The following is a 22,002-nucleotide window of genomic DNA, read 5'->3' on the forward strand; positions in this document are numbered from 1 at the left end:
AGGTGAAGGCTGCTCAATTTAATAGGGCTGAGTATTGGGTAGGCATTTACGAGGCGTTGCCGGACAGGGATGTCCGGCCTAAGCATTACACGGAAGTACTTGGCGGCCGAGCTAAATGTTACCCAATAGTCAGTCAGATACCATTGCGCGACCAAGCAATTGATTACTCCTCAAACCCCTTAGGATTCATCGACTGCCACTTCCATGCACTTTTAACCATATCATCAAGCCCAAGCTCCGCTTTCCAACCTAGCTCACGCTCAGATTTATCCGTCGCCGCATAACATGTCGCGATATCACCTGGGCGGCGATCGACAACGTTATATGGCACTGGCTGACCAGTTTGTTCTTCAAAGGCTTTAACCATTTCTAGAACAGAGTAACCATTACCTGTACCTAGATTATGGATAAAAAGATCCGTTTCGCTGGTGATTTTTTCTAATGCTTTAAGGTGCCCTTTTGCTAAGTCAACGACATGAATGTAGTCGCGAACCCCGGTACCATCTGGCGTATCGTAATCGTCACCAAATACAGCGAGCGCTTCACGTTGACCAATCGCCACCTGCTGCACAAACGGCATTAGGTTGTTTGGGATACCGTTCGGACTTTCACCAATAAGGCCAGACTCGTGCGCACCAACAGGGTTAAAGTAGCGCAGGATAGAAATAGACCAACTTGGGTCAGACTTGTGTAAGTCTTGCAATACTAATTCTGTAGAAAGCTTGGATTGGCCATAAGGGTTTGTCGCTGACGTTGGGAATGACTCAGTAATTGGCACCGTCTCAGGGTCGCCATAAACCGTAGCTGAAGAACTAAATACAAACTTTTTGATGTTCGCTTTTTCAAGCTCTTCTAGTAACGTCAACGTACCTGCAACATTGTTCTGGTAATACATCAGCGGCATTTCAGTAGACTCACCTACCGCTTTAAGCGCAGCAAAATGAATACAAGCCTCAATATCAGTGTGCTTAGCAAAAACCGACTGCATAAACTCACGGTCACGGATGTCACCTTCATAAAACGACACAGACTTACCTGTGATTTCTTTTACACGCTCTAAACTCTTAGGGCTAGAATTTGATAAATTATCAACGACAACCACGTTGTAATCGTTTTTTAATAACTCAACAATAGTGTGGCTGCCGATATAGCCGGCGCCACCTGTTACTAAAATACTAGTTTTAAACATTATGTAACCTTAAAAAAAGAAATTAATAGTTAAACCGCATTTTTATTAACAAAACCTTTGAATACAGTCATTATAATTATTTTGATATCTAGCCATAGAGACCAGTTATTAATGTAACTTAAATCAAATTCAATTCTTTTCTCTAAGGAGGTATCTCCACGCCAACCGTTAATTTGAGCCCAACCGGTGATTCCGGCTTTTGCCATATGTTTTTGCATGTACCTTGGTACTTCTTTTCTAAATTTTTCCACGAATACGTCCCGTTCCGGCCTAGGACCAACAATTGACATATCACCAAGTAAAACATTTATGAATTGTGGTAGTTCATCAAGGCTTGTTGATCTTATAAATGCCCCAAATCGAGTTTTTGTCTTGGAACCAGCATTTCCCCATTGAACGCCCGTGGATTCTGTATCAACAGGCATAGAGCGAAACTTTAGCATCTCAAATTTTTCTCCATTCCAGCCAATTCTAGTTTGTCGGTAAAATACAGGACCTGGTGAGGTCAACTTAACACCTATAGCGAGTGCAAGCATAATTGGACTTATTAGGATAAGTATCAAACTAGAGAGCACAAGATCCTCTATTTTTTTAATTAATCGCGCAGTCAACGAATTAAAAGGGGTGTCGAATACGCTAACTATTGGTATCCCTTTTAAATTTGAAATTCTTGAGTGCATAAGATCAAATGTAAATAGATCTGGAACTAATTTTACGACAATTGTAGAGTCGGTCAATTGAAGTAAAATTTCTTTTATTCTTTTTTCAGCTCGCATAGGCAGGCAAATATACAATTCGTCGAATTCTGCATTCCGAGCATCTTCAAACAACTCCTCTAAAGCACCTTTTACAACTGCACTATCAAACTTTTTCCCTAATAAAGATTGATTATCGTCATAAAACGCAACTAATTTTAGCCCTAACCACGAATCCTTTTCTATTACCGACGAGAGGTTTAGCCCTAGCTTCCCTGCACCAAATATGGCAACTTTCTTTAGGGCACCAGTGTTTTTTCTCGTTACCATGGTAATAAAGCGAGCCACTACCCTATGGAAAAAAAGGAATGAAAGGTTAGATATGAACCAATAAATCAAAACCTCCTTGGGAAATGTTAATTGAATGGAAACGAAAAATAATACCAAAACTGTGATCGACCAAGTAACGCTCCAAGTGATCGCAGTCTTTCCAAATATATTTAACGCGCTCTTACCTTTCCAATTAATATAGTTTCCAAATAGTTGACCTAACATTAAAAATAACAACCCTGAGGCAAGACCTAATACTAAAGTTGAACTTTCTATCGGCGCTTCAGTAATTTTGAATAGAATACATAACATAAGAAGGGGAGAAACAGCGTCAACCAATCTATGTGACCAGATGATGAGTGAATTTTCACTTTTAATTAACATTTAAACTTTCCATAAAATTTGATAACTGATAAAGCTAATTTTAATTGGCGCGGCTTAGTGACCTACCAACTACAAGTATCACTTTATTAATTGTTTAACTAATTACTGCATCAAATAGCACCAGTTCATGAGGTGTCTATATAACATGCGAGTATAAAGGCACAGTTCTTCATAACACTATCAAATTAAATCGCAAAATAACTCCAGCTAAGTACTCTGCAGTATTTTAAGCAGGCTAAAACTTTTCTGTTCAACAAAGTGTGAACTCACCAAGAGCTTTGCAATGTAAACTGACTAAACGAAAACAAACCGTTAATGGCTTTCTTCATTAACTTTTAAGTTGAATTATACTTTTCCCACCATCTCCAATGCATGCTCATTTTTTTTATTAATTTCATAGGAACCCTTTTATACTTTGTTCCCAGCTTATATCCAATAAACTTAGCGCCGTTACGAATCAAAAATTGAGGAAATAAGGTAAAAGCTTTATTTTTAATAATAAAGTTAAGCTCTGAAATGACATACCTTTTCCCTTCGCCAGTTGGTTTTCCAAAGTCCTCAATTAACCACTTTTCCATTTGATGAAACACGCCAATATCGAAGTAACGTTTAAAATCCTCGGCAATAGAATAGCTATGAGAGTGTATCACTGGGGCGTCTGCGACATATGCAATGTTGAAATCTTCATTTATAATTTTACCACCCAAATAAACATCTTCACCCAAGATCAGCTTCTCTGGAAACCCACCTAAACTGGCAAAGACACTTTTCCTATAAGCTGCAAATGAATTGGACAACTGAGCTGTTTTTATTCCCAGTCGTTTTTTATCTTTTTTGTTTCTTATTTCTGAAGTATTCGGGTAATTAAACTCTCGTAGGTGCTTACCAAACAGGTTAGTATTTTCATAACTCAATTGTCTACCGTAGGCAGCTCCTATCGATTCGTCTTCAAACGACAAAACAATATTTCTCAATGAGTCCTTATCTGACAAAACTGCATCTTGAGTAAGAAAAACAATAATATCTCCTGTTGCATAGCTAGCAGCAAGAGTCCTTGTACCTCCATGGTCAAAGTCTTTTGGATCTATTTGGAGTAATATATCAGCTTTACTCTCTATCAGTTGTACTGTTTTGTCAGTAGAAGACGAGTCAACAACAATCATTTGAAAGTCACATAATGATTGCTCATTTAAACCTTTCAAAAGCGCTGGTACAAACTTCTCTGCATTATAAGTAGGAATTATTACTGTTACTTTCTTTTTTTCATGTTCCAATTTAATGCTGCCTGTGTGATGATTTTTTATATACGGATTGAATCTCAATCCAAAATAGATACAAAATTAAAAACAATACAACCTTTAAAGATATCAAGTCCGAGAGTGAGCCGCTTGATAAGTAAATGCTGTACCAGTTTAAAATATTTATTAGTATAAAATAAGATAAAAAGTCTTTTCTTCGGGCTTCTTTGCTAACCAGGTAACAAACTAAAGTAAATAGATACCCATTTAAAACGAAAATTGGTAATGCAAACCACTTTAAGTACATCAATGACACACCAAAATAAGCGAATGTCCATTGGACGCCTCTTTCAATGGCGCTTTCAATCCCATCCCTTCCCAGACTGAGCATTAAATTGTCCATACCATTCCAATAAAGCATTAACTTATCCATGCTATGTGTAGATAAACTTCCTATAAATTCATTTACACCTCCCCAAAAGGAATGCCCTGTTAAACCAAATATACGGTAAAAAAGAAATGCGACTGGGCCACCAAAATCTTGAGCAAAAGAGTATTGGCTGTAATGGTAGAGAATTAAGCCAAATACAGCAGCAACAAATAATGTTAGAGCTAAAAAATATTTCTTTAGTACTACAAATAGATTACCTTTAAAGTAAATAACTACATATGGGAGCGAAAAGAAAAACATTGCCCAAATTAATCCACCAAACTTATGACCTATAAAAACGATATAGACTAAGTACAGCAAGAAGAGCAAAGCAATAAATCCCCTGAAAGGGCGATAATGTGCGAACGCAAAACCAAATGAAATAGGTATGATTGAAGTCGTCACACCAAAAGCTGAAAGTAAAAACCAAAGTTTAGTGGCTACAATGTACTCAAACCTATCTATATACCCTGAAGAAAAAATCGGGATTTCGCCGCTAATCGCAATATTGATGTAACACAAAGTTAATAGTATTAATGGAAACAAAACACTAAATAAAAAGTTTAAATCTAGTCCTAAAACACGTGCATTTAGTTGTCGGGTCATGACTTCTCTTTTAAACACCAAGTTGGCAAGGTAGGCGCCTATAGCATGAAGAAGCAACATGAGAGTAAGAATTAACGCCGAGCCATTGAAGTAAGACGTCTTATCCTGTTCAAAAATATATATAGGAAAATTTTCTAAATAAAGGACTGACAACGATCCAATAATAGTAAAAAGAAAAAATAATAACTGTGGGAAAAGCTTATCTGTTGAAATCTTTGAATAAAGAATAACAAACAAAATCAAAATCATCACACAGACAATATTATAAATAATCATTTTTCTACTTCAATTTTCAATGATCTAAAGAGTGAAATTAGTTGATCTATTTCATCTGGATTTGTTGACAATTGAGGACCTATAGACACGACTTTTGAATTCGGGGCCAATGCTTTACACAAAATTAGAGCACTACTATTCGTTGAGATAATATGTTCAGGCGAAAGGCTAAGAACCAAGTTTTCTGCAGCTTTATCTTCAGTAAGTATCTTTACAGTTATCTCACTAAATTCACTAGAAAGAGAGCTAAATGAACTTTTACGCAGCATAGGATGAGGTTTAATGTACAAAGTCGCTATTTCATATCGTTCACAATAAGCTCTCAGTTTAGTAACGAATTCGAGCGACATTTTTGTATTTAAAAATGGCTGCTCTAGTAAGAAAGCGACTTTTTCCTTGTAAGGCAACTCCGTAGTCGGGATTTCAATAAGCTTTATATTTTCCTTTTCTAAACCCCTTACTCTCAAATGATCAACGAGCAGTTCCGGAAAATACCCGGTCGCTATCTCTTGGTTTAAACTATTATAGAGATCTCCCTCTGGTCTCAAATACTTTTGTCCAAACAGGTTTGATAAACGCTTTTGTCTTTTACAATATTGGTGAATTTGTTCAGAGTCCATTGACACATCTCTAATATTAAGAATACCGTCGTAGCATAAATTAAATTTTATCTTTGGTTTTTTTAATAAATAACTGACTAACCAATAGGCACAATGGGGTGAATAAAGGTTTTTAATTTGCTGTCTAATCCCAGTCAATGCCCAAAATGCTACTAATGCATTTTTAACTTTTGAAAAATAGCTGCTCCCGCCAACGTATATAAACTTTTTAGAAACCTTTGCTTGGTCAGACAAAAACATAGAGACTAGAATCGTTCTCTCCCTTTCCTCAGTAGTCGAAATTATCTGTTCATAAAACAAGCTTTGACTTCTTCCTAACGCAAAAAAAATGTTCACTTTACTTCACCTTGATTGAATTGAAACCATGGCATTTTTACTGCTTTTGTAGATGCAAACCAAACTAAAAAAAACCTTACGAACATCGCAAAAAGAAAAGACGTTGCAACGCCCATAGTTCCCATTTCTTGTATCAGAATAATTGAAAGAAATATGTGAATGCCCGCAGATATCAAAGTGGTAAGAGACAACAACGCTGTTTTCTTCATATAAAACAAATAATTTGTTACCATCAAATACATCCCAACAAGTACTTGCCCAGAATAAAGTACATTAAACAAACTCGCAGCTCCTTCGTAATCTTGACCACCGATTAGAAGAATAATAGGTTTCGAAATTATGAAAACAACCGGTATTGAAACTACTAAAAGTGCAAAATACTGATATGTTCTAGTTACAATTTTTCGCCTTATTTTTAAGTCGCCACTTTTTAATTGCTCAAATAACCAAGGCACAAATGCTTTGTTGATAGCATCGAATATAACTATAACACCTAGGCTTAATTGGCTAGCCATTGTAAACAGCGCAACCTCTTCTAAATTTGAATAAGCGTTTATTATTACTCTATCAATCCAATTTAGTACGAACATGCTTACTACGTGAGGCAACAAAGGAACACTAAAGGTTAAAATTTCTCTGAGGTATCGAAGATTTGGGGGCGATACTTTAATTAAACTAGAACGCCAAAGGCTAACCATACAAAACAGGCTTACCATACTTGTTGTTATTAAAAGCCCTATGACTCTCGCCCAGCTATCATTTGAAATAAAAAACAAAAATAAAACTGTTATTAATAATCCGCTACAACTATTTACTATTTGAAGTACCGCATAACTTTTTGCTTTGTTACGTACTTGCCACTGGATCAATCGAAATTGCAAAATAAAAATATTTAACGCTATTACCGTACCAACAATCATCCAACTCAAAGGTATTGACAGTAAAGACTGCAACGGAGATTTAAATATAGATATAATTAGAACGAAGAAGACGAATGTATAAATTAATAAGTTTATACACTGGCTGTTAAAGTCAGTCAGGTCAGATTCATTAATATCGTCATAATACTTCCGGCTTGCAGCGGCCTGTGAACCCAAACCCATTACTACAGAGAGACCCATATAGAAAACTATAAACATACTTAACTTACCAAAATCTCCTTTCTCGAGGTATCGAGCATAGATTGGTAGTAGTAAGAACGGTGCTAACGCATTAATTGCATTAGCACCGAAATATATAGCGGAATTTTTTAACAACATTTTAAATTATTTGGTTAACATTTCTTTCGTTATAGGAGTACCTCTCTCAACGTCACATTGAGAGTGGCTGCCTAATACTAATTTCGCATACTTCGGTGCCAAACCATACCCAGGCCTAATACTTCTGACATTTTCAGATGTAAACTTTTCACCCTTTTTAATGTCTTTTACCGCGTATAATGAGCGTCTAAACACTAAGTTGTTTTTTTCACTTTCTTTGCGCTCGTAATTAACTTTACCGAGAGCTTCCCATGCAACTTTACTGTCAACACACAACTGCTTTAACTCAGGCTTTTCCAAAGAAAAACTATCGTCCGGACCACCACCGTTTCTGTCTAATGTTACATGCTTCTCAATCAGACATGCCCCCAAAACAACTGACGACACGGCTGTTGTGTTGTCAATTGTGTGGTCTGAAAGACCAGTCAAAACATCAAATCGTTGTGCCATATCAGGAATTGTTGCCAAGTTATAGTCACTTGCAGGGGCCGGATAACCACTTACACAATGCAACACTACCAAGTCTTTACAACCCGCATTTTTAGCAGTATCCACTGCTTCTTGAATCTCTTCTTTATTGGCCATTCCCGTAGATATGATCATCGGCTTACCGGTTTTCGCGACGTATTCAATAAGTGGTAAATCGATTGCTTCGAATGATGCAATCTTGTATGCAGGCGCGCCTAGCTCTTCAAGTAAGTCAACCGCAGTATTGTCAAAAGGAGAGCTAAATATCGTAATACCTAGTTCTTTTGCCTTTTTGAATAAAGGCTCGTGCCACTCCCATGGCATGTGAGCTTCTGAGTACAAGTCATAAAGCGTTCTTCCATGCCATAATCCGCCTTCAATTTTAAAGTCAGGCTTATCACAATCTATAGTCAGTGTATCTTGCGTGTAGGTTTGTAATTTAATCGCATCGGCACCACACTCCTTGGCCATTTCAAGGATTTCAAACGCTCTATTGATATCACCATTGTGATTAGCCGAGAGCTCAGCAATGATATACGGTGGAAAATCTGGACCAATTTTTCTGTTATCAATTTCTATAAATTTAGTTTTCATGTTTTTCGATCCTAATTGTATATTTTTGACCATCTTTATAAAAAAACGCTGGAAAGCGGTTTGGGTCACATACTCTTAATAAGTTAAATTGACTGTCAAGAGACTTAGAAATATCTATTTCACTGTCTTCTGGAGTTCTTTTTCTTAAGTAGTTGTCATCTACAAATGGTTGTTTTTGAGGTTTGACATCATTTACATTTTGACAAGCCCAATCAATCAACTCTAATTCTGCTTTGAAAAGCAGTTCATTAATTTCGTCATAAAGTTCATTTCCAGTTAAGGGAATTGGTAACTTTTTCCATATATCGCCTGTATCTACAGGCTCTTTGGCTTCAAGTAATGATAAAACTATCTTGTTTTTTCCGTTTACGATATCCCAAATGTGTGGGCTCCAACCTCTTCCGGTCGGCAAGTCACTCGCATGTAAAACAAGTACATGCTTAAACAGGGATCTTGTTTCTTCTCTTACAATTTCAGAACAAGAAACCAAAAATAGAATATCACCACCGTCATTTACTTCTTTTACAGAATTAAGGATTTGAATTTCAAATTTGTTTTGGTTCTCTTCTCGCCAGCGCTGTAAGTAAGGAAAAACTGGATGGTTTTTATCCGTGCATAACAATGTTACTTTTACCATCATTCACTACCTATATTCTGTTCTATTGCATCAACAACTCGTTGAGTTCCCAGACCATCTACTAATGCCAATCCTTTCTCTTGAAAGTCCGGCCAATTATTTAAAATGGTGTTGAATGCAATTGGGAGGTCAACGTCAATATTATCCATTTTTACAATAATTGCAGCGCCGGCAGCTGATACATTTTTAGCAATGTCTTTTTGGTTGTCAGCGATTGGAATGAGAATACTCGGTAATCCCAAGCATGCCCTCTCCCAAGAAGTACTTCCTGGTGCACCGACAGCGATGTGATGCTCGCTCATCAACTTTGCCATGTTGCTTTCAAAGTCCAAATGATTAACATTATCACACTCTCTACAAAAAGATTTCACCGCTTCATAATGAGGCGCAGATTTATTCAATAATACCGTTACTGACATTTTGTTTACTTGTGTTTTAAGTAACGTTTTTACAACAGACAAGGTTACATTTGGTAAGTCAACTGCCCCCATAGTGACAAGAACTTTTATTGTGTCTTGTGGTCTTTGACAGATGCCTCCATTGCGCCTTATTTTCGTGAACGTACTTTGCAATAACGCATATTGACTGCCACAAAATAAAGTACTTCCTGGGTTATTTACCGAATACTCGTCATTGATGCGCCCGTAAGTCTGATCCAAAATAAAATCAGCGTTGTGTTGCCTTACGAGGTCATCAATTGCTAACACATCAGCGTTTAGCTGTTGTCCGACATGTTTTTCCCACTCTTTTGGAATGCCGTAGTGGTCCACAACAACAATGTCTCCGGATTTAACTTTATCAAGAAAGTCTTGTGCATCGTCAATCCAAGTTGTTTGTAACCAATTTTCATAGTCATTATGTGATATGGAAAAATTTTCAAGTGGCTCTTTTAACGGTACTAATGTTAACGCTTTAGACTTAATAAAATCTAAATAGTCGCCTTTTTGAGGTCGCGATGCGAAATGTACGTCATGACCTCTACGAGCAAATTCTTGCGCCAAAACCAGGCATCGCATTACATGGCCGCTGCCGATAAGCGTTGATGCATCGGCTCTAAACACAACTTTCATTTAATCTGCCAAAACTGAGAACATTATTTCAGCAATTTCCCAGTCTTCCGGAGTGTCTATATCTTGCACTCGCTTTCTTGGGATCTGCACCGCAACGGAGCTTTCAGTAAAAAACGGAAGACCTTGCTCAAAGGCTTCGCTCGTCCCCCAATAAAATTGACCTGCATCATGAAATGCTTCTGTTAGATCCTGAGAGCGCGTATTCATGTGCTCAGGATTAAACATGGAAACTCTAGAGTTCGAGTCTAACTTAATAGCTCTTTGAATTGGGAAAGGGAACGAAGTTGCGCTAAATGCATAACTAGCACTATTTTGTTCGAGCGTAGTTAAGCCTAAACGCAATGTCTCTGGCTGTAGAAACGGAGCCGTTGCGTATATACAGCATACATTTTTGATGTCTAATCCATCTACTTTCAAAAGTCTAACGGCGTGCTGGATAACATCCATGGTTGTGGCGTAGTCATCTGAAATGTTAGAAGGTCGAATAAACGGAACCGTCGCACCATACTTCTCAGCAACTTCCGCAATTTCTTCATCGTCGGTTGAAACAATAACTTTTTCAAAACAGCCAGAATTTATTGCGGCTTCAATTGAATACGCTATCAAAGGTTTACCGTGAAAATTCTTAATATTTTTGCGAGGGATACGTTTACTTCCGCCCCTCGCTGGAATAATCGCAACGTTCACTACTTGGCCTCTAACGTCTCAGTTAAAACTTTAACGACTTCGTCCTGCTGAGCACGCGTCATACCGTGAAACAATGGAATACTAATAGCTTCAGCGTAGTATTTTTCTGCATTTGGGTACTGCCCCACTTCAAAACCTAGCCCTTTGTAATATGGTTGAGTATGAACTGGAATGTAATGTAAGTTTACACCAATTCCTTTCTCTCTCAATTTATCAAAGACAGCTCTGTGTGTCAGGCTTACTTTATCTAACTCTAATTTGATGACATACAAGTGCCTGCCAGAATAGGAGTCTTGAATTTGTTTAGGCGTAACGACAGGTAAAGTCTTTAAAAGCTGATCATATCTCTCGGCTAATAAATTTCTAGATTTTACAAATTCGTGCACTCGAGACATTTGGCTAACGCCCAAAGCCGCTTGCATTTCTGTCATTCTGTAGTTGAAGCCAAGGTCCACTTGCTCATAATACCAGCCACCATGACTCTCATTTTCCATGAGTTCAGGGTCTCTTGTAACACCGTGACTTCTTAATAAATTAAGCTTCTTCGCTAGTTCTGGACAATTTGTCGTCGCTGCCCCACCTTCCGCTGTAGTAACAATTTTAACTGGATGAAAACTAAAGACAGTAATATCACTAAAACGACAGTTTCCGATAGGCTCACCTTTGTATTTGCCACCTATTGCATGTGATGCGTCTTCAATTACTTTAAAGCCATACTTTTTACTTAATTCGTGAATCGCTGCCATATCACAAGGCTGACCACATAAATGAACGGGTATAACAACTTTAGGTAGCTTTTCATTATTTTGTTTAGCACGCTCCAGCTTTTCCTCTAGAAGAGCAGGAGACATATTGTAAGTCTCTTCATCAATGTCAACAAAGTCAACATCTGCACCACAATAGAGCGCGCAATTTGCACTAGCAACAAATGTTATCGGAGTTGTCCAAACGACATCTCCCTTACTCACCCCTAAGGCTAAACAAGCGATATGCAGAGCTGATGTCGCAGAGTTAACTGCAAATGTGAATTCAGAATTAACTGCGTTACGAATAGCTTCTTCAAATAAAGGTACTTTAGGTCCTTGCGTCAAGAAGTCAGAATTTAAAACTTCTACAACTGCGTCCACATCTTGTTGGATAATTTCTTGTTTGCCGTAAGGGATCATATTAGTTACTTCAAATATTAAACAGAAAAGTTAGGGTCTACGTGTTCCTTGATTAAGTCACGGAGTGACTCAACAGTTTCCCACTCAGTGTTTGTGCCAGAGTTATATTTAAATCCAAACGGCACTTTTACTGCATTGTGGTGCTTCATAAACTCTTCTTCTGTATAGGTAAATGAAACTGATGGTAAAATTGCGTAGTATCGACCCAAATCAATCGTATTCAAAGAGTCAGTATCGGTAATCATTTCTTCGTGAAGTTTTTCACCTGGACGGATACCAACAACTTTAGTTTCGCATTCTGGCGCGATGGCAGTGGCAATATCAGTGATTTTGTAAGATGGGATTTTAGGCACGAAAATTTCACCACCGATATGGTTTTCAATCGCATACATCACCATATTGACGCCGTCTTGCAATGAGATGTTAAAACGAGTCATTTCTTCATGAGTAATTGGCAATACACCGTCTTTTTTCTTTTCGATAAAGAAAGGAATAACCGACCCACGAGAACCCATTACGTTACCATAACGAACAACACTAAACTTAATGTCTTTAGAGCCACGAATATTGTTCGCTGCGGCAAAAAGTTTATCGGATGCTAATTTGGTAGCGCCATACAAGTTGATTGGCGCACAAGCCTTATCTGTTGATAATGCAACAACATCTTTGACACCACATGCTAATGCCGCGTGAATTACATTTTCTGCGCCATCAACATTTGTCCGGATACATTCAGTTGGGTTGTACTCTGCTGTATCCACTTGCTTGATAGCTGCAGCGTGAATAATCACGTCAACGCCTTCACAAGCTTGCGTTAATCTTTCTTTGTCACGAACATCACCAATAAAGAACCTAAGCTGAGGGAACTCATACTGAGGGTATTTCTGTTTGATTACCGATTGTTTTAATTCATCTCGAGAATAAATGATGATTTTTTTAACATCTGGATATCTATCCAAAATAGTTTCTATAAACTTTTTACCGAAAGAACCAGTACCACCGGTAATTAATACAGTTTTGTTATTTAACATTTCTAATTCACTCAATTATTTAATCTTATATTTTTTAGTTTTTGACAGTAAAAGTCTCTATCTATTCTTTTTAATTTGCATCAAGGTAACTAGTACAATAGAAATTAGGAGCCCCATAATCGTCCCAAGAATAATTATTAGAATCCGTTGAGGCTTAACTTTTTCTTCAGGTACAATTGGAGCATCAACAACTTTAAAGGCATAATCCTCTCTAACTTTAGTCAAAACCAAGGTCTGATACTGTTGCTCAATCAATTGAAAAAACATCGCTTGTGAGTCTACAACTTTTAACTCTTTGACTTCGTTTTGTAAATACTCAATGCTTTTAGTTGCCTCAATCATGTCTTGGTTTTTAATTTCCAAGTTAATAGCGAGGATCAGTTTATCTAAAGTTTGCTTTGCCCAATAAGGTGAATAGTGGCTTAGCGCAATTTTTATCATGCCAGTTTCTTTATCTTGTTTTACAGATAACATCTCTTCTTTGAATTTATCGTATGTTTCTAAAATAGTCGGTTCTTTTGGGTATCGAGGTCCTTTGTCTCTAACCCATTTATGGGCTGCTTTTTCATAAATATTTTCATCGAACGTAATTTGATTGCTGTCCCTATCCCAACCTTCGGCAGCCATAATTTCAACTTTTAGTCTATTTTCATTAATGAAAGAAAATAAAAAGTTCCTTGACTGCATTACCTGTAGAATATACGAAGTTTTATCGTTGCTGTTACTTCCCAGGTTTATTCCAGCTAGTGATGCCAGTCCACCAAACTGACCAGCTAGTGCACTCAAGCCATTTGAAGATGGTTCATTACTATTTGAGATTACAATTGCCTCAGATTTATAGATATTAGGTGTAAGAAGTGCGTATGACAGAGAGATACATAAAAAAAATACTGTCGTTAAAATTATCTTCCACTTTTCATTTAGCAAGGCATCGATCCACTTATTAAGATCTATCTCATCTACTTTACTTTCTTGAAAAGACTCATTTGATTTTGCAATCTCTTTATAAACTGAAAGTTGTGCTTTAAGTTCACAAAGTTTTTGATTTTCACTTGCAGTCTCAGACATCTTGCTACCTCACTTTTTGTAAGTCATTGATTTACTACTGAGTCAATTAGAAACTCGCTATCGCTGCTAAACCAACCGTTAACTGATAGAAAATCGAGGTTGCTTTTTCCCATAACGTCAAGCGGTCTGTGTAACTTGCGTCTAAAGGTACGACAATCGTATCACCCGGATTAATAGTTGTGTTATCTCGGCCAATCCAAGTCGCATCAGGGATTTCAACCAAGCCATTAGCTCGAATCACATATACACGGTCATCATCGGCTTGCTGACGCAATCCACCACTTGACGCTAAGTAATCTTCTAATTCCCACATTGGGTTGTATATGTGAGTGGTAGCGACTTGTACTTCACCAACAATACTGACTTCTTCGCGGTACGTAGGGATATACAGTTTGTCACCATCTTCTAATTGAATGTCGTGGTTTTCATCTTCGATGACACGAGGTAAATCGATGATCAATCGGCCAACACCGTCAACAACGGTCAAATTATTAACCAACGACTGTACTTCACCAATGGCAATGTTGCCGTAAGTGGACGTAATAGATTTAAAGGCTAACTCTTTGCTTAGATTACGAGCTAACTCACGCGCTTGCTTTTTCTCTAATGCTTTTAGTGATTCACGGGTAAAGAAGGCAGACTCTGGGGCTGCAAACTTGGTCAAACCGCCTGCACGCTCAATTACAGAAGCTAAGTTTTCACCTTCGCGAATGGTATAAGTACCTGGATAAACTACCTCACCCACTAACGAGATTCGTTTCTCTTCATGCCAGTTGGCTTTTTGGAAGATATTCACGACATCTTTAGGCTGCACGGCTAGGTTATGCTTGGCATCACCGGCTAAGGCTTGTTTAAGTGAAAAACGCAAATGTTCTTTACTGCCAATGACTGCGTCTAGTTCGACACGAGATATCTCACTCGTTTGCATGTTTGCCGATTCTTGCAGGCCACCGGCTGCGGCAATAAGTTCTAATACAGTTGCGTTTTTAGAAATAGGGTAACTACCTGGGAAATTTACTTGTCCGGTAATTTCGGCCACAGGTACATATTGACCTGGAATCGCGTTGGCTTGTAGTAACTTTACTAAAGGTGCAATTAATTGCTGGCGAGTAAAACGTTTGGTTTTCTCAAGTGCTATCTGTTGTGACTGGATGTCACCGGTTCGAAGCGCATGTAAGTAGTTGTAACCGCCAATAGTGGTACTTTCATTGCCTTTTACCGAATTAAAGTCGCTTTCGTCATAACGATTGAAGAACAATACTAAGTCTTTTGAGTTAAGTTGAATGCTCGAGCCAGACAAAGCCTCTTTCGGTGCAAAGTGTTTAATGACAATGCTACCGTATTCATTTTCTGATTTGTTTTCAGAAACAATGAGTGCATAGTTCATGTCAGTAGACAAGCTCAAGTCGTCCGAACTTGCGATCAAATCATTAAGAGTCATGCCATCAAAGTAGGCATAGGCACTTGGGCGTGATACGGCGCCCGCAACATGGACAACTTGGCTAAATTGTTGAGAAATAGGCAACACTCTAACCACATCGCCGCCTTTAAGCAGAGCTGGAGTCGCCGTTTGTGTATTAGTTAAATCAACACGCTTAACAATTCTTTGGTAGTTTTGGTCAAGAGTAGTTAACAATACATTCTTAGGGTACGCCAATGAGGTTAATCCACCCGCTAATTTTATAAGCTCTGGTAATGTCTCATCTTTTTTAATTTCATATATTGCTGGTCGACGTACTTCACCATAAATTTTTACTTGTGCGTCGATCGAGTTGATAAAGATTACATCGCCGTTTTGTAAACGGCTGTCTTGAGAAGCGTCACCTTGAGTGAACATTTTGTATAAATCTAACGTCGCTACCGTTTGATTAGCGCGTTTCAGTTCAATGTTTCTTAAAGAACCGATATTGGTTGGGCCACCACTCATAAATAGTGCATTGGTAATAGTCGATAGACTTGATAACTGATAGGCACCTGGCTTTTTAACATCACCAACCACGAAGACTTGAATAGAACGTAAACCGCTAATAGAAACAGAAGACTTAAGCCCTATCATGCTAACGCTCACCACATCCGCAATGCGCGCTTTTACTTCTTGGTAACTCAAGCCAGATACGTTCATTGGTTCGAGTTCGGCGAAGCTTATTTTGCCTTCGTTATCGACAGTAACGACTTCGGTGCTTGAGGCTTTTCCGTACAAGGAGATTTGTAAACTATCGCCCGGGCCAATGATATAGTCTGCAGGAACACTTAGGTTTCCATTTGGCATAAAAGCAGTTTGCATGCCTTCAAAAATATCATAACCAAAAGGTTGTAAACGGTTTAGATTGTCTTGTTTTTGTTGAGTTTCTTTTGCTTCTGCTTCAGGAGATTTGGTAGAACGCTGGTTTTCTAAGTATTGTAATTCTGGAGCTGCACTACGATTAGAAACAGGGGCATTGCCGCCCTCTAGTGCGCTGATATCGATACCAAATTGTTTGGCCATCGCTTTTTGTTGCGCTTTAGGGAGTTTTTTAAATTGTTCGATTTGCGCCGCAGACGGCGTAGTAGAAATTTGTGCTTGCGCGGTCGACAGCCATAAAGCTGAAGCTAGTGACGCAACTGCAACGAACCCTTTAAAAAAGGCCTTGTTCATAGATTAATCCTCTAAAACGTTTTCAAATCTTTAATATTAAGTTTGGGTTAAATCTGAAACTTAATTACAACACGAAAGGCAAGATAGGATGTAACCTTGGAAATCCCTTTACCAAAAATCGAGTGCGGGATACTACAGTAATCTCCGCTCTTTTACACCCCTAAGTTTACCATTTTAGGAACACATGCCGCTATTTTCGTCACCTTTAACCGTAAAAGCTTGTAATTGTTGTAATTAATTTACATAAATCTTTTTTAGGCAATTTATTAATACCCGCAGCACCTGCTCGGCCTCCACCGGTTTCGAATTGTGAGCATATTTCGCCGGCACCAGTTTTGTTGTTAAGTGGTGCGCGTAAACTTACTAAGTAGTGGTCTTCATCGATTGTTGTTAACACAACATGAGCGCGATCAGGTGACTGGTTTGCTAAATGGTTGCCGTAAGTACCGCTAATGCGTCGACTCCAAGGTTCGTCAGCCAACAAGACTGCTAAGCATTGCTCACTCACGTGTTTGATTTCACTTTGAGACGCCATCGCAAAGTCGCTATCAAACGCTGCCTTTAATACATGAAACGGCGAGTTCGAGTCGCTGATACAATCAAACGGGTTTGGGTATTGTAGTAATGCTTGATACAAGTCTGCAGGGTGATAAGCCAAATCATCTGTGTGAGCACCATAACCATTATAATTGATCAGGGTACCTAGCTCTTTAAGTTGCTCAGCTTCGGTTTCACTTAACTCTGCTTGTTTAGCTAATTGGTCAGCAACGGATACTAAGTTGTCGCCATAAGCTGCCGTTATCGCCCATAAGTGAAACTGACCTTCCAAAAGTTTATCAACAATCAAGGCTGTACACGTATCCGCTGATAAATCGATGTGCGAGTCCAAATTACTGACATTAGGAATAGAGCCCGCTCGATGATGGTCAATGTATAACACCTCAGCTTCTGTTTTTAATACCGAAGACAATGCATCTATGTTTTTTTCCATAGAGACGTCGAGGATGGTGACTTTGGATTCAGGCGTTAACTCCGAAAGGGGAATTTGTTTAACGAGACTAACATCACGCTTAATACCCGTTATTAATGCAGCATCACTGGCTTTGGTGTCATTGTGTTGTGCTAAGCGCAATTGTAACAACGCCAAAATGCCATCGGCGTCGCCATTAAATACATCAAAATTCATTTATTCTTCTTTTTATTGTTTGGTTTTGCCAGTCTGGGCTATTTTATTAACTTCATCGCAATCAATTGCTCAATTACTGCATCGGCACACTCTTCAATCGACTTACCTTCTGTTTCGAGGTGCACTTCTGGCTTTTCAGGAACGTCATACGCCGAGTCAATTCCCGTAAAGTTCTTGATTTCGCCATTACGAGCTTTTTTGTATAAACCTTTCGGGTCACGCTCTTCACATACTGATAATGGAGTATCGACAAACACTTCAATAAACTGCCCTTCTGGCATCAAATCACGCACCATATTCCGATCACTCGCAAACGGCGAGATAAAGGCGGTAGATACGATAAGACCCGCATCAACAAACAGTTTACTGACTTCGCCAATACGACGGATGTTCTCGACCCTGTCTTTGTCACTAAAGGTCAAATCGCCATTTAGACCATGACGTACATTATCGCCATCAAGTACATAAGTATGACAACCGCGCTCAAACAGCTTTTGATCAACGGCATTAGCAACGGTTGATTTACCCGAACCGCTTAACCCTGTGTACCAAAGTATTGCAGCCTTGTGTCCATTGGCACTCGTACGTTGCTCATGAGACACATTGTGCTGGTGCCATACGACATTTTCTGAAGTCGAGCTTGCATTCTTCGCTGTGCTTGTTGTCATAATGATTTCCTTAATGGCTTCATTCAGTTTTGTACCGCTTATAGCGCTTACTGACATAACAATATGATTTGATTGTAAACTACCCTATTTAGAATGTCTTTATAAGGAGGGGCCATTTCATCAAATTTTCTTAATTAAAACAGAATTGGTTTTATAAATAGAATTCATTCATAAGGCTTGGTATTCTTGCTGGGTACAAATATCGATAGTGAAGAGTGACTTCAGTCGATAGCTGTTAATTATATGGCCTCTTTTTTACCCAAATAGCGGCCTAATATACATTGAAAAAAAGGACACAAAGGAAATTTCAATGACTCAAAGCACAAACAAAGCAAACAACAAGCTATCCAAAGTAAAAAAGGCAATTATTCCAGTTGCTGGTTTGGGTACTCGAATGCTACCAGCCTCAAAAGCGATACCTAAAGAGATGTTGCCCATTGCCGACAAGCCTATTATTCAATATGTCGTCAATGAAATTATTGCGGCGGGCATCAAAGAAATTATCTTGGTGACCCATTCTTCTAAAAACAGCATCGAAAATCACTTCGATAAAAGCTTCGAGCTTGAATCTATTCTAGAAAAACGGGTAAAGCGTCAATTACTAGATGAAGTACAGGCTATATGTCCTAAGGACGTCACCATCATGCACGTTCGTCAAGGCGAAGCAAAAGGCTTAGGTCACGCGGTGGCTTGTGCTCGTCCGTTAGTGGGTAATCATCCTTTTGCCGTAGTATTGCCAGATGTGATGATCAATGACTACGACTCAAACTTAAAACAAGACAATCTTGCAGAAATGATCCGTCTTTATGACGACTCACGTGCAAGCCAAATCATGGTTGATGCCGTACCTAATGAAGATGTAAACAAATACGGTATTGCCGATTTAGATGGCGTTAAGATTAAAACAGGTGAATCAAAAGCAATGGTTGGCATGGTTGAAAAACCAAGCGTTGAAGATGCACCATCTAACCTAGCGGTTGTAGGCCGTTATGTTTTGTCTGCGGAAATTTGGGATATTCTAGAGCGCACACCAGTGGGTGCAGGAGATGAGATCCAATTAACCGATGCCATTGCGACACTGATGGACTGGGAGCAAGTCAACGCTTACGTAATGAAAGGTTCTTATCACGACTGTGGTGACAAGTTAGGTTACATGAAGGCCTTTGTTGAATACAGCAAGCGTCATCCTTTATTGGGTGAAGCGTTTTCTGAATACTTAAGTGCAAAATAGTTACTTTATTCGACTACGTTAATCAGGACGGGTCTTTCATCAAATTAAGGGCGGCCATTAAACCGCCCTTTTTATTGCTTTTAGCTCAGTTTTTGTTGCCCTAAAATGTTGGGCTGTGGCCCCTTTTTCAATTCCTTTATCGCTTCAGCTTCACTTTGCTCCAAGTCAAATTCTATTAGGTCATGTTCGTTGTACGGTTTTTTCGCAAACTGTTCACGCATATTAAGCAGCACCGCTTCGAGCTCTTTGTGATCTTCTGCCCACAACAAATCACATATCTCGTCACTTGGGCTAAATGCCGTGGGAGCTTGAAGTAACGCATGCCTAATCAATAAATGTTCATTGAGATCACACGCGTCCTGTAACTCCTCTAAAATGCTGTTTATTTCCGGCCACGGTAACATGAGCTCTTTGGCGGTCATGATTCTTGGGTGATCAGTGCCGGTAACATTGTCTCCGACTAGCAGTTCTTCATAGAGTTTTTCACCTGGCCTTAATCCGGTGCATTCGATAGCGATATCACCCGTTGGGTTGTTTTCATCTTTCACTTCTAGACCACTAAAGCGGATAAGCTTACGAGCCAAATCAATGATTTTCACTGGTTCACCCATATCTAAAACAAATACGTCACCGCCTTTTGCCATTGCGCCAGCCTGAATAACAAGCTGAGAAGCTTCTGGAATCGTCATAAAATATCGTGTTATGTCTTTATGGGTAACGGTTATGGGTCCACCATTTTTTATTTGTTGGCGAAACAGTGGGACGACCGAACCAGAAGAGCCTAAAACATTGCCAAACCGCACCATACAAAAACGGGTAATAGATTGATGTTCGGCCAATCCTTGCAATAGGAGCTCCGCCATTCGTTTGGTGGTGCCCATTACATTCGTTGGTCTTACGGCTTTATCGGTCGAGATAAGCACAAAGGTTTCTACATCATTGACGATGGCCGCTTTTGCCAAGGTCAAAGTGCCAAAGACGTTATTACGAACGCCTTCTGCCACATTGTGTTCGACAATGGGTACGTGTTTGAAAGCGGCCGCATGATAAATAGTGTCGACTTTATAAGTACGAAGAATGGACTGAACCCGCTTTTTATCTTGAACACTGCCGAGTAACGGCACTAACAAAGTGTCATTAACACCTAACTCTTTGAGTTCTTTGTCTATGGCGTATAGTGAGAATTCACTTAGCTCAAACAAAATCAACCGAGCAGGTTTGACGGCCAAGATCTGTCTACATAACTCAGAACCAATCGAACCACCAGCCCCCGTCACCATCACCGTTTTGCCAGTAATGTTTTTGCTGAGCAACGCTTGATTTGGTTTTACTGGGTCTCGTCCTAACAAGTCATCAATTTCGACTTCTTTGAACTGAGCAAGACCTTTGTTGCCACTCATTAACTCGTCCACGCTGGGAATAGTTAATACTTTTACTGGCATAGGTTCCAAAAACCTCAAAACCGCACGTCGCTCATCTCGAGAGATACTCGGAAACGCTAACAACAATGCGCTAATGTCATATTTTTGCAGAAGAGAACTTACGTTGGCTCGACCATACACCTGTGCTCCCTGGATTATCGAGTCTATCTTTTTGGTGTCATCATCGATAAAACCGACGACGTGATATTCATCACTGTTTTTTAACGACGTGGCTAATTGTCTGCCTGCAGCACCGGCACCATAAATTAGTACCGACTGTTTGCCCACCTGTTGCAGCCTGGCAAACATGGCATAAAGACCGAATCGCAACCCCCCCAGTAATATCACATTAAAACACGCAAAAATAAAAGGAACGCTGCGTGGTATCATAAACTTTAAGTAATAAGCCACACTAATAGCGGTTAACAAGCCAACGAGGCTCGCCGCCACTATTGTCCAAACCACCTGTAAGTTCATATACCTCAGCATATTGCGGTAAAGGCCAAGCTTGAGTAAGGTCAGTAATGTTGTTGCTGCAACAAAGGCCAAAATCAACCAGTGAAAAGGATCGTATATCACCGCTATTTGGTCCCACCTTGCAATCAAGGCGCCCATAAAAGCAATACCAATCATTAAGGTATCAATTGCAACCGCCATTACTACTTTGGTGGTTCTGGATAAGCCTATTACCGATTTTAACAATTGCATATTTCGCTCTCTTTATTTTTATTCTTTTAAGTAGCTACTATTTATAATGTGACGGCGCTTTGGTTGTTT

General features: G+C 39.1%; 18 protein-coding genes. 1 reads left to right on the top strand and 17 read right to left on the bottom strand.

Annotated elements, in window-relative coordinates; genetic code table 11:
- Positions 1-163 precede the first annotated feature (163 nt).
- The 16 genes from galE to cysC form a co-directional block, all read right to left on the bottom strand.
- Positions 164-1,189: a UDP-glucose 4-epimerase GalE gene (galE, locus tag AC4E96_RS08850; protein WP_490255554.1), complete on the bottom strand. Its 1,026-nt coding sequence runs from the start codon at positions 1,187-1,189 to the stop codon at positions 164-166.
- Between the two features lie 29 nt (positions 1,190-1,218).
- A complete protein-coding gene (locus AC4E96_RS08855; protein ID WP_490255555.1) occupies positions 1,219-2,598 on the bottom strand; it encodes an undecaprenyl-phosphate glucose phosphotransferase in 1,380 nt (459 codons plus the stop codon).
- A 335-nt stretch (positions 2,599-2,933) separates the two neighbouring features.
- Positions 2,934-3,872 carry a glycosyltransferase family 2 protein gene (locus AC4E96_RS08860; RefSeq protein ID WP_490255556.1) on the bottom strand — a complete coding sequence of 313 codons (939 nt, stop codon included), beginning with the start codon at positions 3,870-3,872 and terminating at the stop codon, positions 2,934-2,936.
- A 1-nt stretch (position 3,873) separates the two neighbouring features.
- Positions 3,874-5,148 carry a DUF6418 domain-containing protein gene (locus tag AC4E96_RS08865; RefSeq protein WP_490255557.1) on the bottom strand — a complete coding sequence of 425 codons (1,275 nt, stop codon included), beginning with the start codon at positions 5,146-5,148 and terminating at the stop codon, positions 3,874-3,876.
- Entirely contained in the window at positions 5,145-6,104 is a 960-nt protein-coding gene (locus tag AC4E96_RS08870; RefSeq protein WP_490255558.1) for a polysialyltransferase family glycosyltransferase, read from the bottom strand. The genes AC4E96_RS08865 and AC4E96_RS08870 overlap by 4 nt, the downstream gene beginning before the upstream one ends.
- Positions 6,101-7,363, bottom strand: coding sequence for an oligosaccharide flippase family protein (locus tag AC4E96_RS08875; protein ID WP_490255559.1), 1,263 nt, complete (start codon positions 7,361-7,363; stop codon positions 6,101-6,103). Before AC4E96_RS08875 ends, AC4E96_RS08870 begins: the two co-directional genes overlap by 4 nt.
- A gap of 6 nt (positions 7,364-7,369) precedes the next feature.
- Positions 7,370-8,425: a pseudaminic acid synthase gene (pseI, locus tag AC4E96_RS08880; protein ID WP_490255560.1), complete on the bottom strand. Its 1,056-nt coding sequence runs from the start codon at positions 8,423-8,425 to the stop codon at positions 7,370-7,372.
- A complete protein-coding gene (locus AC4E96_RS08885) occupies positions 8,415-9,065 on the bottom strand; it encodes a formyltransferase family protein (protein WP_490255561.1) in 651 nt (216 codons plus the stop codon). The genes pseI and AC4E96_RS08885 overlap by 11 nt, the downstream gene beginning before the upstream one ends.
- Entirely contained in the window at positions 9,062-10,132 is a 1,071-nt protein-coding gene (gene pseG, locus AC4E96_RS08890; protein ID WP_490255562.1) for a UDP-2,4-diacetamido-2,4,6-trideoxy-beta-L-altropyranose hydrolase, read from the bottom strand. Before pseG ends, AC4E96_RS08885 begins: the two co-directional genes overlap by 4 nt.
- Positions 10,133-10,819 carry a pseudaminic acid cytidylyltransferase gene (pseF, locus tag AC4E96_RS08895; protein WP_490255563.1) on the bottom strand — a complete coding sequence of 229 codons (687 nt, stop codon included), beginning with the start codon at positions 10,817-10,819 and terminating at the stop codon, positions 10,133-10,135.
- On the bottom strand, positions 10,819-11,985 hold the full coding sequence (gene pseC, locus AC4E96_RS08900; protein ID WP_490255564.1) for a UDP-4-amino-4,6-dideoxy-N-acetyl-beta-L-altrosamine transaminase: 1,167 nt from the start codon (positions 11,983-11,985) through the stop codon (positions 10,819-10,821). Before pseC ends, pseF begins: the two co-directional genes overlap by 1 nt.
- 17 nt (positions 11,986-12,002) lie before the next feature.
- Entirely contained in the window at positions 12,003-13,016 is a 1,014-nt protein-coding gene (pseB, locus tag AC4E96_RS08905) for a UDP-N-acetylglucosamine 4,6-dehydratase (inverting) (protein ID WP_490255565.1), read from the bottom strand.
- A gap of 57 nt (positions 13,017-13,073) precedes the next feature.
- The gene (locus AC4E96_RS08910; RefSeq protein ID WP_490255566.1) at positions 13,074-14,084 is read right to left on the bottom strand and encodes a Wzz/FepE/Etk N-terminal domain-containing protein; all 1,011 of its coding nucleotides are present in this window, start codon (positions 14,082-14,084) and stop codon (positions 13,074-13,076) included.
- A 46-nt stretch (positions 14,085-14,130) separates the two neighbouring features.
- Positions 14,131-16,719, bottom strand: a complete 2,589-nt coding sequence (locus tag AC4E96_RS08915; RefSeq protein ID WP_490255567.1) for an SLBB domain-containing protein — start codon at positions 16,717-16,719, stop codon at positions 14,131-14,133.
- Positions 16,720-16,924: 205 nt separating this feature from the next.
- Entirely contained in the window at positions 16,925-17,905 is a 981-nt protein-coding gene (locus AC4E96_RS08920; protein ID WP_490255568.1) for a DHH family phosphoesterase, read from the bottom strand.
- A 38-nt stretch (positions 17,906-17,943) separates the two neighbouring features.
- Entirely contained in the window at positions 17,944-18,573 is a 630-nt protein-coding gene (cysC, locus tag AC4E96_RS08925; protein WP_490255569.1) for an adenylyl-sulfate kinase, read from the bottom strand.
- 310 nt (positions 18,574-18,883) lie between these two features.
- Between cysC and galU the strand changes: the two genes are divergently transcribed.
- Positions 18,884-19,804 carry a UTP--glucose-1-phosphate uridylyltransferase GalU gene (galU, locus tag AC4E96_RS08930; protein ID WP_490255570.1) on the top strand — a complete coding sequence of 307 codons (921 nt, stop codon included), beginning with the start codon at positions 18,884-18,886 and terminating at the stop codon, positions 19,802-19,804.
- A gap of 80 nt (positions 19,805-19,884) precedes the next feature.
- On the opposite strand, the gene AC4E96_RS08935 is transcribed toward galU, so the two are convergent.
- Complete coding sequence (locus tag AC4E96_RS08935) at positions 19,885-21,933, bottom strand: polysaccharide biosynthesis protein (RefSeq protein ID WP_490255571.1); 2,049 nt, start codon at positions 21,931-21,933, stop codon at positions 19,885-19,887.
- Positions 21,934-22,002: the final 69 nt, after the last annotated feature.

This window comes from Psychrosphaera sp. (assembly GCF_982872775.1).

Bases quoted from the DNA above. Each gene is read 5' to 3' on its own strand.
- galE (WP_490255554.1), bottom strand. From the start codon at position 1,189: ATGTTTAAAACTAGTATTTTAGTAACAGGTGGCGCCGGCTATATCGGC.
- AC4E96_RS08855 (WP_490255555.1), bottom strand. From the start codon at position 2,598: ATGTTAATTAAAAGTGAAAATTCACTCATCATCTGGTCACATAGATTG.
- AC4E96_RS08865 (WP_490255557.1), bottom strand. From the start codon at position 5,148: ATGATTATTTATAATATTGTCTGTGTGATGATTTTGATTTTGTTTGTT.
- AC4E96_RS08875 (WP_490255559.1), bottom strand. From the start codon at position 7,363: ATGTTGTTAAAAAATTCCGCTATATATTTCGGTGCTAATGCAATTAAT.
- pseI (WP_490255560.1), bottom strand. From the start codon at position 8,425: ATGAAAACTAAATTTATAGAAATTGATAACAGAAAAATTGGTCCAGAT.
- AC4E96_RS08885 (WP_490255561.1), bottom strand. From the start codon at position 9,065: ATGATGGTAAAAGTAACATTGTTATGCACGGATAAAAACCATCCAGTT.
- pseG (WP_490255562.1), bottom strand. From the start codon at position 10,132: ATGAAAGTTGTGTTTAGAGCCGATGCATCAACGCTTATCGGCAGCGGC.
- pseC (WP_490255564.1), bottom strand. From the start codon at position 11,985: ATGATCCCTTACGGCAAACAAGAAATTATCCAACAAGATGTGGACGCA.
- pseB (WP_490255565.1), bottom strand. From the start codon at position 13,016: ATGTTAAATAACAAAACTGTATTAATTACCGGTGGTACTGGTTCTTTC.
- AC4E96_RS08910 (WP_490255566.1), bottom strand. From the start codon at position 14,084: ATGTCTGAGACTGCAAGTGAAAATCAAAAACTTTGTGAACTTAAAGCA.
- AC4E96_RS08915 (WP_490255567.1), bottom strand. From the start codon at position 16,719: ATGAACAAGGCCTTTTTTAAAGGGTTCGTTGCAGTTGCGTCACTAGCT.
- AC4E96_RS08920 (WP_490255568.1), bottom strand. From the start codon at position 17,905: ATGAATTTTGATGTATTTAATGGCGACGCCGATGGCATTTTGGCGTTG.
- cysC (WP_490255569.1), bottom strand. From the start codon at position 18,573: ATGACAACAAGCACAGCGAAGAATGCAAGCTCGACTTCAGAAAATGTC.
- galU (WP_490255570.1), top strand. From the start codon at position 18,884: ATGACTCAAAGCACAAACAAAGCAAACAACAAGCTATCCAAAGTAAAA.
- AC4E96_RS08935 (WP_490255571.1), bottom strand. From the start codon at position 21,933: ATGCAATTGTTAAAATCGGTAATAGGCTTATCCAGAACCACCAAAGTA.